General features: G+C 41.9%; 13 protein-coding genes and 1 other annotated feature. All 13 genes read right to left on the bottom strand.

The annotated features are described in order from the left end of the window. The 13 genes from ACGLYD_RS05610 to clpX all read right to left on the bottom strand — a co-directional run bounded on the left by ACGLYD_RS05610 (window position 1) and on the right by clpX (window position 16,205). A complete protein-coding gene (locus ACGLYD_RS05610; protein ID WP_399631807.1) occupies window positions 1-441 on the bottom strand; it encodes a PilW family protein in 441 nt (146 codons plus the stop codon). Between the two features lie 2 nt (window positions 442-443). Beyond that, entirely contained in the window at window positions 444-887 is a 444-nt protein-coding gene (locus tag ACGLYD_RS05605; RefSeq protein ID WP_399631806.1) for a hypothetical protein, read from the bottom strand. Window positions 888-1,209: 322 nt separating this feature from the next. Further along, entirely contained in the window at window positions 1,210-3,858 is a 2,649-nt protein-coding gene (locus tag ACGLYD_RS05600) for a valine--tRNA ligase (protein WP_399631803.1), read from the bottom strand. A gap of 45 nt (window positions 3,859-3,903) precedes the next feature. Beyond that, window positions 3,904-4,153 (bottom strand) — a binding site (T-box leader). A gap of 226 nt (window positions 4,154-4,379) precedes the next feature. Beyond that, window positions 4,380-4,964 carry a hypothetical protein gene (locus ACGLYD_RS05595; RefSeq protein WP_399631801.1) on the bottom strand — a complete coding sequence of 195 codons (585 nt, stop codon included), beginning with the start codon at window positions 4,962-4,964 and terminating at the stop codon, window positions 4,380-4,382. A 177-nt stretch (window positions 4,965-5,141) separates the two neighbouring features. Beyond that, window positions 5,142-6,434 (bottom strand): glutamate-1-semialdehyde 2,1-aminomutase, encoded by a 1,293-nt coding sequence (hemL, locus tag ACGLYD_RS05590; RefSeq protein WP_399631799.1) that lies wholly within the window; start codon window positions 6,432-6,434, stop codon window positions 5,142-5,144. After that, window positions 6,435-7,415 (bottom strand): porphobilinogen synthase, encoded by a 981-nt coding sequence (hemB, locus tag ACGLYD_RS05585; protein WP_082786533.1) that lies wholly within the window; start codon window positions 7,413-7,415, stop codon window positions 6,435-6,437. It lies immediately after the preceding gene. 2 nt (window positions 7,416-7,417) lie between these two features. Further along, complete coding sequence (locus tag ACGLYD_RS05580) at window positions 7,418-8,176, bottom strand: uroporphyrinogen-III synthase (protein ID WP_399631796.1); 759 nt, start codon at window positions 8,174-8,176, stop codon at window positions 7,418-7,420. Further along, a complete protein-coding gene (gene hemC, locus ACGLYD_RS05575) occupies window positions 8,169-9,098 on the bottom strand; it encodes a hydroxymethylbilane synthase (RefSeq protein WP_399631793.1) in 930 nt (309 codons plus the stop codon). Before hemC ends, ACGLYD_RS05580 begins: the two co-directional genes overlap by 8 nt. 156 nt (window positions 9,099-9,254) lie before the next feature. Then, window positions 9,255-10,085 (bottom strand): cytochrome c biogenesis protein, encoded by an 831-nt coding sequence (locus tag ACGLYD_RS05570; protein ID WP_067208068.1) that lies wholly within the window; start codon window positions 10,083-10,085, stop codon window positions 9,255-9,257. Between the two features lie 89 nt (window positions 10,086-10,174). After that, window positions 10,175-11,539, bottom strand: coding sequence for a glutamyl-tRNA reductase (hemA, locus tag ACGLYD_RS05565; protein WP_187047445.1), 1,365 nt, complete (start codon window positions 11,537-11,539; stop codon window positions 10,175-10,177). Between the two features lie 373 nt (window positions 11,540-11,912). Next, window positions 11,913-12,494 carry a ribosome biogenesis GTP-binding protein YihA/YsxC gene (yihA, locus tag ACGLYD_RS05560; RefSeq protein WP_067208063.1) on the bottom strand — a complete coding sequence of 194 codons (582 nt, stop codon included), beginning with the start codon at window positions 12,492-12,494 and terminating at the stop codon, window positions 11,913-11,915. Then, the gene (lon, locus tag ACGLYD_RS05555; protein WP_338652793.1) at window positions 12,491-14,815 is read right to left on the bottom strand and encodes an endopeptidase La; all 2,325 of its coding nucleotides are present in this window, start codon (window positions 14,813-14,815) and stop codon (window positions 12,491-12,493) included. The genes yihA and lon overlap by 4 nt, the downstream gene beginning before the upstream one ends. Before the next feature lie 124 nt (window positions 14,816-14,939). Then, window positions 14,940-16,205 (bottom strand): ATP-dependent protease ATP-binding subunit ClpX, encoded by a 1,266-nt coding sequence (gene clpX / locus ACGLYD_RS05550; RefSeq protein WP_067208057.1) that lies wholly within the window; start codon window positions 16,203-16,205, stop codon window positions 14,940-14,942. Window positions 16,206-16,265 lie beyond the last annotated feature (60 nt).

The raw sequence follows: 16,265 nt of genomic DNA, 5'->3' as shown, positions 1-16,265 counted from the left end.
TTAGTCACCCTTTCTTAGTGTTATCTTAGTGTTAATTTCTTCACCAGTAATACTAATAATTCTAAGAACCACTTCACTACTAGACTTACTTACATAAAAATTTTCAATATCTTTAACAAAAATCGTTCCATCTTTATTCTCAATAGATTTATTCGCACTATTATATTTATACTCAATAACACTTGTCAATTTGATGTGATCGCTCTTTGAACCAATATTTGCTATTCCCTTCTCGTCAGCTTTCCGAATCTCCTTCGTAATCACCTTCGCTGCATAGGTCACATCATATAAATGCCTTGATTTTTCTGATTGGCTTTTATATTGTTTCTGGCCAAATAAATGAACATTTGAAATTAATAACATAATAATCGAGCCAATGATTATAACTGCAAGGATTTCAACTAAGGTGAGTCCTCTTTCATTATTTAAATACTTTTTCATTTTTAATCAGCCCTCCAAACTACTACATTTTCCATTTGGGCTTGAAGGTTATCATCAGGTATACCACGCACTTCCACTAATACACGATCCATGTTACCTTTTTTATTTTGTAATTTAACTTTTATTAAAACATTAGAATTATACTTTTTTTCAAATACAATCCAACCATTTTCCTTTGATCCATTTGTATAACCTAAACCTTTAATAGTCGCTTCTTTTGCACCATTTTTAGTAGTTTTACTTAGCGCATATATATTTTCCATCTCAGTCTGCGCAATATAAGTCGCATCAATAATATGCTCAGATGCCTTATTAACCTTAGCTGACTGTATGAACATCATTAAAAAGGTTGTTAGTAAGAGGGTTAAAATAACGAAAGAGGCAAGCACTTCAACAAGTGATAACCCATTTTCCCCCAAAGCCTTTTTAAGTTTAAACTTCCCCATGTCTATCATCCTTTTCATTCGTGCTATTTATATTGAACATATGCATACATTTAAAAGTTAATCGAAGGCGCTTAACAGTGATAGTCGAAGCCTATTCTAAAGAAATATTTACTTTGCCTTATATAGTTATTTATCCCTATGTTTGTACTATATTATTAAATATTCATAGACTAATATAAATCTATATTACCACATTCTATAATTCATAATCAAAACTGATATAACAATAATTCAAATTACTAGCCTTAAGCAACTCGATGAATAATTTATCAAACGAAAAGACCTCATCGCATATTCGCGATAAGGTCTCTTTGCTTTAAAATCAGATTTCCTTCAATTCCTGCATACGCCGCTCTACTGCCGCGTATTTTTCTAGATAGTCACTTTCTTTAGCTCGCTCTTCTGCAACTACTGCTTCAGGCGCTTTTGACATGAAGCGTTCGTTGGAAAGTTTGCCTTGAACGCGTTTTACTTCACCTTGCCATTTCGCAAGTTCTTTTGTCAGACGTGCGAGCTCTTCGTCAATGTTCAAAAGACCTTCAAGTGGTAAGAACAGTTCTGCTCCTGTAACGACAGCTGACATCGATTTGCCTGGTGCTGTGATGTTGTTGCCTAGCGTTAATGTCTCAGGGTTACAGAATCGTTCGATGTAGCTGCGATTTGCTTCCAACACGGCTACAGTTGCATCGTCTTTAGCTGAAATATAGAGTGGTACTTTTTTGCTTAATGGTGTATTTACTTCTGCACGGATATTACGTACTGCGCGGATGATATCCATCAGCAGTTTCATATCTGTTGCACGCGTTTTATCAGTAAGATCAGGATCTGCAACCGGCCATGCAGCGATTGTGATTGACTCGCCTTCATGCGGTAGGTTCTGCCAGATTTCTTCTGTAATAAACGGCATGAATGGGTGTAATAGACGCATTGTATTATCGAGTACGTATGCCAGTACTGAGCGTGTCATTTTCTTCGCTGTTTCATCTTCACCGTATAATGGCAGTTTCGCCATTTCGATGTACCAGTCACAGAAATCATCCCAGATGAAGTTATAAAGTGCACGGCCGACTTCACCGAACTCATAACGATCTGCAAGTTTCGTCACTTGGTCGATTGTTTCATTCAACCTTGTCAGAATCCATGCATCTGCAACGGATTTTTCACCAGTCAAATCTATTTCTTCGTAAGTCATGCCATCCATGTTCATAAGTGCGAAACGGGATGCATTCCAGATTTTATTGGCAAAGTTCCAGATGGCTTCAACTTTTTCAGTTGAGTAGCGAAGGTCCTGCCCTGGCGATGAACCGGTTGACAAGAAGTAGCGCAGTGCATCCGCTCCGTATTTTTCAATAACATCCATTGGGTCGACGCCGTTACCAAGTGATTTAGACATTTTACGACCATCTTCTGCACGTACGAGTCCGTGAATTAAGACGTCTTTAAATGGACGCTGTTCTGTAAATTCGATGCCTTGGAAGATCATCCGTGATACCCAGAAGAAAATGATGTCATAGCCCGTTACGAGTGCATCTGTTGGGTAATAACGTTTAAATTCTTCATTGTCGAGATCCGGCCAGCCCATTGTTGAGAACGGCCAAAGCGCAGATGAGAACCATGTATCAAGAACGTCATTGTCCTGGCTCCAGTTTTCACTGTCAGCAGGCGCTTCATGACCGACATGTATTTCGCCCGTTTCGTTGTGGTACCAAGCTGGGATGCGGTGGCCCCACCAAAGTTGACGCGAGATACACCAGTCATGGACATTTTCCATCCATGTTAAATACGTTTTTTCGAAACGGTCCGGGACAAAGTTTACTTTGTCTTCTGCTTCTTGTAATTTAATCGCTTCATTAGCAAGTGGCTGCATTTTAACGAACCATTGTGTTGATAAATACGGTTCAACGACAGCACCACTGCGTTCAGAGTGACCGACAGAATGATTATGTTCTTCAATGTTGAATAGAACAGCCATCTCCTGCAAGTCTTTAACGATTTCTTTACGGCATTCGAAGCGATCCATTCCTTCGTATTTACCAGCAAGCTTATTCATTGAACCGTCTTCATTCATCACAAGAACACGTGGAAGATTGTGACGGTTACCGATTTCAAAGTCATTCGGGTCATGTGCAGGTGTAATTTTCACGGCACCACTTCCAAATTCCATGTCGACATAATCGTCTGCAATAATCGGGATTTCACGGCCGACAATCGGTAATTTAACCGTTTTGCCGATTAAATGCTTGTAGCGCTCATCTTCAGGATGGACTGCAACAGCAGTGTCCCCAAGCATTGTTTCAGGTCGAGTTGTCGCAATTTCGATACTGCCCGTTCCGTCTGCTAGTGGGTAACGCATATGATAGAAAGCACCCTGTATGTCTTTATGGATAACTTCGATATCGGATATAGCTGTTTTCGTTGCCGGATCCCAGTTGATAATATATTCGCCACGGTAGATAAGCCCTTTGTTGTAGAGTTTAATGAAAACTTCCTGTACTGCTTTCGAAAGTCCTTCATCCAGGGTAAATCGTTCACGTGTATAATCAAGACCCAAACCAAGTTTCGCCCATTGCGCACGAATATGTCCTGCGTACTCGTCTTTCCATTTCCATGTTTCTTCAACGAATTTTTCGCGGCCTAAATCATAACGTGTCGTTCCTTCTTCACGAAGTTTTGCTTCAACACGAGCCTGTGTCGCGATTCCCGCATGATCCATTCCTGGAAGCCATAGTGCATCATAGCCTTGCATACGTTTCATACGCGTCATGATGTCTTGTAAGGTTGTATCCCATGCATGGCCTAGGTGAAGTTTACCTGTGACGTTCGGCGGCGGAATAACAATTGTATAGGGCGTTTTATCGCTTTCTGGTTGCGCTTCAAAGTACTTCCCTTTCAGCCACCATTCGTAACGACCTGCTTCAATTGTCTGTGGATCATATTTCGTCGGCATCGACGTGTTGTTTTCAGTTGACATGTTATTTCCTCCTTTATTTTTGGGTACAAAAAAACTCCTATCGCCTTAAAGGACGAAGGAGCTGTTCGCGGTACCACCTTTATTCGTGCACACAAAAGAGCTGTGCACCTCAAACTTCGATAACGGCTTCAAACCGGCTTCCGCTACTACGCTCAAAAATGTTTTTCTTTTTGAACACACTTTCACGGAAACTGCTCATGGGTTACATTCGGTAAATAATCGACAGGTCCTTTCAGCACTCGAACCCTCTCTTTAGTCTAATCCATTCACGTACTATCCCAATCATCGCATCCATATACAATTGCAATAATTGTAACGGAATAACCGGTTGCTCGTCAAGTATATAACGAAAGGATTGTGTTATGCGTAGAGGATATAACCCTTACCTACTTCCTCCTTGGCTTCGAAGATGTCGATTTTACTGTAAAGGAATCATTATCCCTATTTGCCTTTTTCAGTTGGTACGATTATTGATCATACCGACGACAGGCGACTTTCTATTGTTCTGTTTCCTGTGTGGTTTAGCTTTCGTTCTTTACAAAAACATCATTTGAACGGTAGGCTGTCGTCGATATGCCATCCGTAAGCTCCGCAATGAACGACAGCACTTCGTCCATCTCGTCTAACGGAGTGCTGTCAATTGCTGCTACAATCGGCGCTGCAACCGCGACCGCTACTTGCACTTCCTCAGGCTCTTCCACTATTGCAACCGCTTCTGTGTACGTACATTCTACATTCCAGACAACTCCATAAGTACCTTGTCCGTCTGATTTACCTGTTGCTTGCGTTGTTACAATCTCCAATGGGCTCTCTGCTACTGAAGGCAAGTCAATATTAAGCGGTACCGCGTATTCAAAATAACCGTCTTTGCCATCCACTTCGACATCGTCAATGAGGATAAATGAATCGTCCCATTCCTCCGCCCTTAGCCCTTCACCGAATTCGACATTCGCCGCAATATGATAAATGCCTGTCAACCGGACTGAGTCTTCTGTACGCTCTTCAGTATACCTTGGCGTCACTGTGACTGACTGTACACCAGTCGGTACACCAGCATGTTCTGGGAAATAGAAACTTTCCTCCATTGACCACTGTTTTTTCTCCATACCTGTTCCCTCCTTCTATTCCTTCACAAACAATTGTATGCGCGGCATGGTTACAATAGAAGATTAAATAGATCGAACGCAAATATCCTCCGACCAGTAAACTAGTCGGAGGATATTGTCTTTATTATTAAAACAAACACAACTATCGAATTCGTATTTGAATTGACTAAGCTTTTTTTACGCACGAAGTTTAGCAAACACCGTATGGAACGCTTCAATCGTCTTTTCAATATGCGCTTCTGTATGCGCAGTTGATAGGAACATGCCTTCAAACTGAGATGGTGGAAGGAAGATACCCTCTTCAGCCATTAAGCGATAGTAATCAGCAAATAATTCAAGGTCAGCCGTTTTCGCTTTGTCGTAATTCGACACTTTTTCGTTGGTGAAGAAAAAGCCGATCATCGAGCCTGCACGGTTTACCGTGTGCGGGATATCAAACTTTTCAGCCGCCGAACGGAAACCGGCTTCTAGCTGATCACCAAGTTTAATGAAGTGTTCATAAGATGCAGGCGTTAGTTTTTTCAACGTTTCAATACCTGCAGTCATCGCCAGTGGATTACCTGATAAAGTTCCTGCCTGATAAATCGTTCCTGCAGGAGCCATGTTTTCCATAATTTCACGTTTCCCTCCATATGCACCAACTGGAAGGCCGCCGCCAATTACTTTTCCGAGACATGTAATATCCGGCGTCAAACCGTAATAACCTTGTGCGCAATTATAGCCAACACGGAAGCCCGTCATTACTTCATCAAAAATAAGAAGCGTGCCGTTTTTCTCTGTCAACTCACGCAATCCTTCAAGGAAACCTGGTTCAGGTGGGACAACACCCATATTACCCGCGACAGGCTCAACAATAATTGCCGCTAAGTCGTCACCAAATTCTTGAATTGCGACTTTAATGCTTTCTAAATCGTTATAAGGAACAGTAATTGTGTTTTTCGCAACCGATTCAGGCACACCCGGGCTATCTGGTAGGCCAAGTGTTGCAACGCCAGAACCCGCTTTAATGAGCAGTGAGTCAGCGTGACCGTGATAACAGCCTTCAAATTTCAAAATCTTATTGCGACCAGTATAACCGCGCGCCAAACGTAGTGCGCTCATCGTTGCTTCCGTACCGGATGACACCATACGAATCATTTCAATTGAAGGAACGCGTTCAATAACAAGTTTCGCAAGTTCATTTTCCGCTAACGTTGGTGCACCAAAGCTTGCTCCAGTTTCTGCAACGCGCTTAATGCCTTCAACTACGTCTTGATCAGAATGACCGAGAATAAGCGGACCCCAAGATAGTACATAATCGATATATTCATTGCCATCGATGTCTGTAAGAATAGCGCCTTTTCCGCTCTTCATGAAAATCGGGTCCATATTGACAGATTTGAATGCACGAACAGGAGAGTTAACTCCTCCTGGCATAAGATTTACCGCTTCAGCAAATGCTTGTTTCGACTTTTCATAATTTCTACCCAATTATTTCTCCTCCAGCCAGCGTGCCGCATCTTTCGCATGGTACGTCATAACGAGATCCGCACCCGCACGCTTCATACTTGTCAACGTTTCAAGAACGATTGCTTTTTCATCAATCCAACCATTTTGCGCTGCTGCTTTAACCATTGCATACTCGCCGCTCACATTGTATGCAACTACTGGCAATGTAAAATTGTCTTTGACATCACGCATAATATCGAGATACGAAAGCGCCGGTTTAACGATTAGGAAGTCAGCACCTTCTGCAACATCTGATTCCGCTTCACGCATTGCTTCTATGCGGTTTGCTGGATCCATTTGATACGTTTTGCGATCGCCTGATTGAGGAGTGGATTCCGCAGCGTCACGGAATGGTCCGTAATAGGCGGATGCATATTTCACTGCATATGACATAATCGGGATATGCTCAAAACCAGTTGCGTCTAACCCTTGGCGAATAGCTGCTACAAAACCGTCCATCATATTCGACGGTGCAATGATGTCCGCTCCCGCCTTCGCCTGGCTTACTGCAGTACGCGTCAACAGTTCCAATGACGGGTCGTTTAATACGTTACCGTCTTCTAGAACACCGCAATGTCCGTGATCTGTATATTGGCACAGGCAAGTATCCGCAATGACGACAAGTTCAGGATAACGTTCTTTCGCTAAACGAGTGGCTTTTTGGACAATCCCTTGATCAGAATAAGCTTCCGACCCCAATTCGTCCTTAGTTGCCGGAAGACCAAATAAAATAATTGATGGAATTCCAAGTGACACAACTTCGTCGAGTTCAATTGTAAAATGGTCGAGTGATTTCTGGAACACACCCGGCATAGAAGCGATTGGATTATTGATGTCTTCCCCATCTATAACAAAAATCGGATAGATGAAGTCCTCTTTCCTCAGAACAGTTTCTCTCACCATAGAACGCAATGTAGTTGAAGTGCGCAAACGTCTGTTGCGTCTGAATTGTAAAGTATCCAAAATTACCCTTCCTTTCGCCCCGCCAATTTCTCGACGAGATCCATAAGTGTGTATGTATCGGGTCTAACATGAACGACCGCACCAACTTCTAGCAATGCTTTTTCCGTCACATGTCCGATAGCCCCGATTGTAAAGCCGTTCCAACCTGTCCGCGGAGCCACTTCTTCAGCAAAAACTTCAACTGCCGAAGGACTTGCGAATAAAACGCTCAAATGCTGTTGTTGTTGCAATAAATCTACGAGTGAATCGATGAAATCATTTGCACGCTCTGTCGCATAAACTGTCCATTCATCCACTTCAAAAGGAATTTCCTCTTTGATGGTGACGCCTGCAATTGATCCGCGTAGAAAAAGAATACGTCGAATATCTGTTTCAGCAGGATTAAATTCCTTTACGAATGTATCTGCACTGAACACGGTTGGGATGAAATCGACTGTAAAACCAATTTTTTCAAGCGCTTCTGCAGTTCGAGTGCCTACGGCTGCTATTTTCGCTGGAATTGATTCCGAAGAAACACCATGACGATTGAGTTTTGCACCAAACGCCGCAACCGCACTTTGACTTGTGAATATTAACCAATCATACATCGGACAAGCGGTCAAACGAAGTTCATCTGTCTGTTCCACTAACTCCGCCACTTGGATAAGCGGCAATGAAACAGGCGTCCCTCCGTAGCGCTTTACCAATTCAAAGACATCTTTAGACTTCGGAGTCCCTGTAAAGATGACCGTTTCAGCTAACAGCGGTTGACGATCACGCATCCATATCCGCCTTCACTTTCTCAATCACTTCTGAAGCCCCTTCGGCACGCAATATTTTTGCAACTTCCATACCCGCTTCAACGGGATCCGTGCTTGAGAAAGTCTTTTTAAACACTTGTGTTGCGTCTGGAGAAGCAATATAGCCCGTCAATTCGATTTCGCTACCGTTATATTGCGCAAATCCGGCAATCGGAACTTGGCACGAACCATCCATTTCAGTTAGGAAAGTACGCTCTGCTTCAACTTCTTTCCATGTTTTTTCATCCGTTAATTTCGCAAGTTCTGCAAGTAACTCTTTATCATCAAAACGGCATTCAATTGCTAGTGCCCCTTGTCCTACTGCTGGAATACAATCTTCAACGGACATATATTCCGTAGTCACATCCGCGCTCCAGCCCATTCGCTTCATGCCGGCAGCTGCAAGAAGAATCGCATCGTATTCACCGTCAACCATTTTTTTCAGACGTGTATCGATATTGCCACGAATCCATTGGATGTCAAGATCGGGACGCAGAAGCAGTAATTGTGAACTACGACGTAAACTAGACGTTCCAACTTTAGCACCTACTGGTAAGTCCATGAATTTCACATGACCATTCGAAATGAATGCATCGCGCGCATCTTCACGCGGAGGAATACAACCGATAACAAGTCCTTCTGGAAGAACGGCTGGCATGTCTTTCATGCTATGTACAGCGAAATCGATTTCTTTATTAAATAATGCCTGCTCAATCTCTTTCACGAAAAGCCCTTTACCGCCAACTTTCGACAGCATTACATCTAGGATTTGGTCTCCTTTTGTAACGATTTCTTTCACTTCGAATTCAAATGGAGCACCGGCAGCTTTCATCTGGTCTATAAACCAGTTTGTTTGTGTCAATGCAAGTTTACTTCTTCTTGAACCTACGATTATTTTTCTCATATTAACTAATCCAACCTTTCTTAATCGAATACACCTTGGCGTATTTGTGTTCAGATTTTTTCGAGTTTGCTTGATAATAAATCCAAAAAAAATCTGTAGCATCCGCCAGAGGCTTTAACTTAATACAGCTGGGGTTTGAAACCCGGCTGTATTAAGTTATAACCAAAAATGGAACCCGGATAACTTACTTCCAAGAAAAAAATTGATGATAACAAAAAGGAATGCAAATACGTTCGCCCATGCAAAGTCATTTCCTGTTAGCTTGCCACTTCGCTTCAAGAATAATACAGAACCGTAAATGGCAAGAAGGATAAACGAACCAATAATCTTCATATCAAAAAAGGACCATACATCGAGTGCAACTATCGCCCACTGCATGCCGAGAATTAAACTGACGAGCAGAAACGGAATACCTGTATAAAGAGACGCCTTCATGCCTATCTCTGTTTGATGAAGAGAAGGAAGCCTATTAAATTGTTTTGACCATTTCTTCTTCTTTAAAACTTTATAAACAAGAAGATAGAGTATCGAAAAAACGAATGACATCGCAAACGCTGCATAAGACAAAATCGCGAATGTAATATGGATGAATAGCAGCTCTGAAATAAGCGCTTCCCCAATCGGCGACTGTTCAATTTGTTCAGGTCCAAATGTATGAATTGTCATAAAGATGAATCCAATCACATTTAAGAAAAAGACGGCGTGACCAACTTTGTAAAACAGATGCATGACAATTGATAAAGTAATCAACAACCAAGCGTAAAAGTAAATCCCCTCAAAAAGAGTGAGTACAGGGAACCTTTGCCATTCGATTATATACATCACAAGAAAGAATGTTTGTAGAAAGTAGACGACGGTTAAAATCCAAAAAGCGCTTCGGTGTGCAAACGTATCCTTATTCAAGTAATCTATAAAATAAAAAACAAGGCTTACTGCATAGAGTACGACCATTACTTCATGCAGTCTCGCCATCATCATTTCAGCCATGATAACCTCTCTGCCTTTCCGAACTAATAGGGGCGTTTCTGCATCTATAGTGTATCACACTGATGCGGAAACGCCCCTTTGACAAACGTTCAAAATGTCAAATCCGGTTGTGCCGTCGCATGTCTTTCAGCTCTGACTTTTAACCGTTGTTTCGCCTGTTTTGCAAGCGTTTCTTTCTCATTTACTACATCTTCATCAATACCGAATATTTGCTGGAACAATTCCAACTTTTCGGATGCTTTCGGATCCATTGACAGCTCTTTCGCCTGTAGAATAGGATCTTTCAATAATTGATTAACGATAGATTTCGTATGCTTGCTTAATACTTTCTTTTCACGTTCAGTTAAATTTGGCATTTTGTTTTCAATACTCGCCATTGTCTCCGATTGGATGCGATTCGCTTTTTGACGAAGTGCCGATATAATCGGAACCACTCCAAGTGTAGCAACCCATTCTTTAAATACGACAAGTTCCTGCTCAATCATAAGGCCAATTTCTTCGGCTGCTCGCTTTCTTTCCGCGAGATTCGCTTCCACAATTCCTTGTAAATCATCGATATCGTAAAGGAAAACATTTGGTAGATCGCCGATACGTGGATCCAAATCCCGCGGTACTGCGATATCTACCATAAATATTGGTCTTCCTTTACGCAACCGACCTACTAACTGCATAAGTTCAAAATCGATAACGAAGTCGTTTGCACCTGTTGAACTAATCAGTACATCTGCTTCCAGAAGTGTACATTGCAGTTCTTGCATTGACTTCGCAACACCTCCGAATTTATCGGCAAGGACTTCCGCTTTCGACAGTGTCCTGTTAACAACTGTCACTTTGCTTGCACCGCTTCCGTGCAAGTTCTTAACGGCAAGTTCACCCATTTCGCCTGCTCCAAGAATGGCCACATGCTTTTGGTCCAATGTACCGAAGATCTTTTTACCGAGTTCTACAGCAGCATAGGAAACTGAGACAGCGTTATCGCCAATTGCAGTTTCAGTGTGGGCTTTTTTCGCAAGCGTTACGGCTTGTTTAAATAGCTCATTGAAAACAGTACCTGTTGTACCAATTGTTTGGCCTTCAAGGAAACTGTCCCTCACTTGACCTAAAATCTGTGTCTCACCAAGTACCATAGAATCGATGCCTGCCGATACGCGCATCAGATGCTCAATCGCACCATCATTTTCCATGATAATTAAATGAGAAGAGAAAGACTCAAGTGGCAAATCGAACCACTCAGCCAAGAAATTCTTCACGTAATAACGACCCGTATGCAACTGATCAACAACTGCATAAATTTCAGTTCGATTACAAGTTGATATAATAATATTTTCTAATATACTTTTTTGCTGTTGCAATGTTTGCATCGCCTGCGGCAGTTCTGTTTCAATAAAAGATAATTTCTCTCTTATTTCAACAGGTGCTGTCCGGTGATTGACACCGATTACGATTGTATGCATCAGGTGTTCACACCTCTCACGTTCTATTTCACGCTTCCCATTATACCATATAGTTATCACTTTTCTTGTTGGAAATTGTGAACAACCTATGACTACGAACGGTTAAACGTAACTATTTATAATGATTATAATCTAATCCTAACAGCCTTCGATTTCACATGCAATTAATGTGCAATCCTAAATCAAATTTATTGGAACTGCATTACCGATTACTAATACTATACGACAGATTGACTAAACTATACGACTGGATAAGAAAACTGAAGAACAAATTATTATAGTATACGACTGAATTACTAAACTGTGCGCCAGCACACTATAAAAAAACGGAAAACGATGTATATCTCGTCTTCCGGATTTTCCAATTCTACAATTACATTCTGCTTTCAATCTCTTTCCATGCTTCGTCCATTCCGATTCCCTTTTCAGATGAAAAGACAATTAATGCATCGTATGGTCGCATTGCAAGCGTTTCACGAACGACTTTTTTATGCTTTTCCCATTTCCCTTTTGGAATCTTGTCCGCTTTCGTCGCAATGATGATCGCAGGCATATTATTCTCTACAAGGAAATCGTACATTGCACAATCATCAGCACTTGGAGCGTGACGTAAATCTACAATTTGAATGACAGCTCGAAGTGGTTCCCGTTCAGTCATATATTGTTGAATGAATTTCCCCCATGTTTCACGAGAAGACTTGGATACTTTTGCATACCCGTATCCCGGTACATCGACGAAAAATAATTGCTCTTCAATTTTATAAAAATTTAATGTTTGTGTCTTACCTGGCTTCGAAGAAGTTCGAGCAAGGCTTTTTCTACCAATCATCTTGTTTATGAAAGATGATTTACCGACGTTCGACCGGCCTGCTAACGCAAATTCCGGATACCCTTCCGCCGGATATTGTTCGGGGCGTACAGCACTCATTATCATTTCTACGTTATGGACTTTCATTTGGAAGTCTCCTCCAATGCAATTTCGAGGACCTCTTCTGCGTCAGAAACGAGTTTAAATGTCAGTTCCTCTCGGACGCTTTCTGGAATATCTTCGATGTCGCGCTCATTTTCTTTTGGCAAGATAATTGTCGTCAAGCCAGCTCGATGGGCACTTAATGTTTTTTCTTTCACGCCACCAATCGGTAAAACTCTACCGCGCAGTGTAATTTCACCAGTCATCCCGACTTCACGGCGTACTGGCCGTGAGGTCAATGCAGAGACCAGTGATGTAGCAATCGTCACACCGGCTGAAGGACCATCTTTAGGGATCGCACCTTCAGGTACATGGATATGAATATCACACTTTTCATGGAAATCTGGATCAATACCGAATTCCACAGTTTTCGAACGCACGTAGGACAATGCAGTTTGGGCAGACTCTTTCATAACATCTCCAAGTTTACCCGTCAGTATAAGTTTACCTTTTCCTGGCGATAAAGAAACCTCAATCTGCAATGTATCTCCACCAACTTGCGTATAAGCAAGTCCTGTCGCGACGCCTATTTGATTCACTGTCTCCGCCTGTCCATACCTGTATTTCTTTTTACCAATAAGAGATTCAAGTGTTTTAGAACTAACCGTGATACTTTTCTTCTCTCCCGTGACAATCAGTTTCGCAGCTTTACGGCAAATACCTGCAATTTGTCGTTCTAGGCCACGTACACCTGCTTCGCGTGTATAATACCTTACAATGTCCTGAATCGCAGGATCATTGATACGTACCTGCGATTTTGTCAGTCCGTGCTCTTTCAACTGTTTCGGGATCAAGTGATTTTTCGCAATAGCGTGCTTCTCAATTTCTGTGTAACCGGCAATTGAAATGATTTCCATCCGGTCACGAAGTGGTCCCGGAATTGCACTTAAATCATTGGCAGTCGCAATGAACAATACATTCGATAAGTTATAAGGCTCTTCGATGTAATGATCACTAAATTTATTGTTTTGTTCTGGGTCAAGTACCTCAAGCATCGCGGACGATGGATCCCCACGGAAGTCATTCGACATCTTATCGATTTCATCCAGTAAGAACACGGGGTTAATCTTGCCAGCTTTTTTCATACCTTGAATAATCCGCCCAGGCATTGCGCCCACATATGTCCGTCTATGACCACGAATTTCCGACTCGTCACGCACTCCGCCAAGTGAGATTCGAACAAACTTCCTACCTAGAGATTCTGCAATAGACCTAGCTAAAGACGTTTTTCCGACACCTGGTGGACCCGCAAGACAAAGGATTGGTCCTCGTAATGAATTCGTTAATTGACGAACTGCCAAATATTCAAGTATACGTTCTTTAACAGCTTCTAGTCCATCGTGGTCGCGATTTAAGATTTCTTCCGAGCGATTAATGTCAAGCTGATCTGTTGATGCATCGGACCATGGCAACGTAACGAGCCACTCGATATAATTACGGATGATTCCGCTTTCAGCTGCAGCAGATGGTAGTTTTTCATATCTGTCGAGTTCACGCAACGCGGCTTCTCTAACACCTGCCGGCATACCGGAACTCTCAATTTTTTCAGTCAAGTCTATTACTTCTAGACCTTTACCGTCTTTATCACCGAGTTCAGTCTGAATCGCCTTCATCTGCTCACGCAAATAAAACTCTTTTTGCGTTCGCTCCATGGCTTCCCTGACACGTTCATTAATTTTCTTTTCAAGGTTCAGCACTTCTTGCTCATTATAAAGTCTACTCATAAGCCATTCAAGGCGTTCATTGACATCTTTTATTTCAAGTACTTCTTGCTTTGCAACCAATTTCAGCGGTAAATGAGAAGCGACCGTATCTGCCAGTCTTCCCGGTTCTATAATTGAAGCGACAGAATCATATGTTTCTTCTGTCACTTTTTTCGAGATTTTTGAGTACTTTTTGAAATATGTAAGTAGCGTTCTCATTAGCGCTTCTGATTCAGCATCAATTTCCTCATCATCTGGATAACCAATTACTTTAACCACGGGATAAAGATCCGCTTCCTCATAATCCGACCATTCTGCACGTTCAATTCCTTCAATAAGTATACGATACGTCCCGTTTGGTAGTTGTGTCATCGATTTAACAAACGCCAATGTCCCTACTTTATACAGATCCTCCGGTTCCGGATTTTCTATACTTATATCTTTCTGCGTAGCAAGAAAAATAAGGTTATCCTGTGCGATTGCGTGTTCAATGGCAAATACGGAGCGCTCTCTTCCAACATCAATATGTAAAATCATCGTAGGGTATACGAGCAGCCCACGCAGCGGCAACAATGGTATATTGTTCAATTCATTAGTTAACATGCGGAAGTCACCTCCATTAATTATGTATATCCAACTTTTAGTTCAATCAAATATTTAAAAAAAGCTGACATCCGAAGAGCGCATTTTCACGCGCGTCATCGGAGTCAGCTTCATCCTTCAGGCGTTACGCCGAGTCTTTCTCATTATCCAGATGAACTCGGGTACCGTCCGCTGTTAAAAGAATTGGATTTGATTGCCCCAAGACGGAGTCTTTAGTAATGACACACTCAGTCACTTCTTCAAGTGAAGGCAGTTCATACATTACGTCGAGCATGATATTCTCAATGATTGAACGCAGACCACGAGCACCTGTTTTTCGTGTGATTGCCTCTTTTGCAATTTCAAGCAAGGCATCATCTTCGAATCGCAGTTCAACATTGTCCAGCCCAAACATTTTTTGGTATTGTTTTACAATCGCATTTTTCGGAAGCGTCAAAATCTGATACAGCGTATCTTCGCTCAACTGCTCCAAACTTGCAAGAACAGGTAAACGACCTACGAACTCTGGTATCAGACCAAAACGTTGAAGATCTTCTGGAATCAGTTTAGCAAGGTAAGACTCCTCTTCAATAACCAAGTTCGGCTCAGCACCGAAACCAATTACTTTTTGTCCGATACGGCGTTTAATGATTTCTTCAATTCCGTCGAATGCTCCCCCAACAATAAAGAGAATATTCGTCGTGTCGATTTGGATAAATTCTTGATGTGGATGTTTACGTCCGCCTTGTGGTGGCACGCTCGCAACTGTCCCTTCAAGAATTTTAAGAAGTGCCTGTTGGACACCTTCACCTGACACGTCACGTGTAATGGACGCATTTTCGGATTTACGCGCGACTTTATCGATTTCATCAATATAGATGATCCCTTTTTCCGCACGATCTACATCATAATCTGCAGCCTGAATCAGTTTCAATAGAATATTTTCTACATCTTCACCAACATATCCCGCTTCCGTCAAAGATGTAGCATCTGCAATCGCGAAAGGTACATCGAGGATTCTAGCAAGCGTTTGAGCAAGTAATGTTTTACCGCTCCCTGTTGGTCCGATTAAGACGATATTGGATTTCGATAGCTCGACATCATCAATCTTACTGTTCGAATTAACACGTTTATAGTGATTATAGACAGCAACTGAAAGTGATTTCTTTGCACGGTCCTGTCCAATAAGGTATTCATCGAGTATACTTTGTATTTCTTTCGGCTTCGGAACGTCTTTAAGCTCGAAACCTTCTTCAAGTCCGACTTCCTCTTCAACGATTTCAGCACAAAGTTCAACACATTCATCACAAATATAGACGCCTTGACCAGCGACTAACTTACGAACCTGTTCCTGGGATTTCCCGCAAAAAGAACAGTTCAAGTTATCTTTTTCATCGTTAAATTTGAACATTATGCTCACCCCTATTCAAGTGACAATCTTACAAGATTCCCCCGTTTTTATCAACTAATT

Origin of the sequence: Sporosarcina sp. SG10008 (assembly GCF_044569405.1) — a bacterium.
GTDB lineage: Bacteria > Bacillota > Bacilli > Bacillales_A > Planococcaceae > Sporosarcina > Sporosarcina psychrophila.
Note: the sequence above shows the minus strand (reverse complement) of the source record. Positions and strands in the feature narration are given on the sequence as shown.

What these genes read in the sequence shown, in the direction of transcription:
- hemC (WP_399631793.1), bottom strand. Translation starts at nt 9,098, where the DNA reads ATGAGAAAAATAATCGTAGGTTCAAGAAGAAGTAAACTTGCATTGACA.
- ACGLYD_RS05570 (WP_067208068.1), bottom strand. Translation starts at nt 10,085, where the DNA reads ATGGCTGAAATGATGATGGCGAGACTGCATGAAGTAATGGTCGTACTC.
- ACGLYD_RS05600 (WP_399631803.1), bottom strand. Translation starts at nt 3,858, where the DNA reads ATGTCAACTGAAAACAACACGTCGATGCCGACGAAATATGATCCACAG.
- hemA (WP_187047445.1), bottom strand. Translation starts at nt 11,539, where the DNA reads ATGCATACAATCGTAATCGGTGTCAATCACCGGACAGCACCTGTTGAA.
- yihA (WP_067208063.1), bottom strand. Translation starts at nt 12,494, where the DNA reads ATGAAAGTCCATAACGTAGAAATGATAATGAGTGCTGTACGCCCCGAA.
- lon (WP_338652793.1), bottom strand. Translation starts at nt 14,815, where the DNA reads ATGTTAACTAATGAATTGAACAATATACCATTGTTGCCGCTGCGTGGG.
- ACGLYD_RS05580 (WP_399631796.1), bottom strand. Translation starts at nt 8,176, where the DNA reads ATGCGTGATCGTCAACCGCTGTTAGCTGAAACGGTCATCTTTACAGGG.
- ACGLYD_RS05610 (WP_399631807.1), bottom strand. Translation starts at nt 441, where the DNA reads ATGAAAAAGTATTTAAATAATGAAAGAGGACTCACCTTAGTTGAAATC.
- ACGLYD_RS05605 (WP_399631806.1), bottom strand. Translation starts at nt 887, where the DNA reads ATGGGGAAGTTTAAACTTAAAAAGGCTTTGGGGGAAAATGGGTTATCA.
- ACGLYD_RS05595 (WP_399631801.1), bottom strand. Translation starts at nt 4,964, where the DNA reads ATGGAGAAAAAACAGTGGTCAATGGAGGAAAGTTTCTATTTCCCAGAA.
- clpX (WP_067208057.1), bottom strand. Translation starts at nt 16,205, where the DNA reads ATGTTCAAATTTAACGATGAAAAAGATAACTTGAACTGTTCTTTTTGC.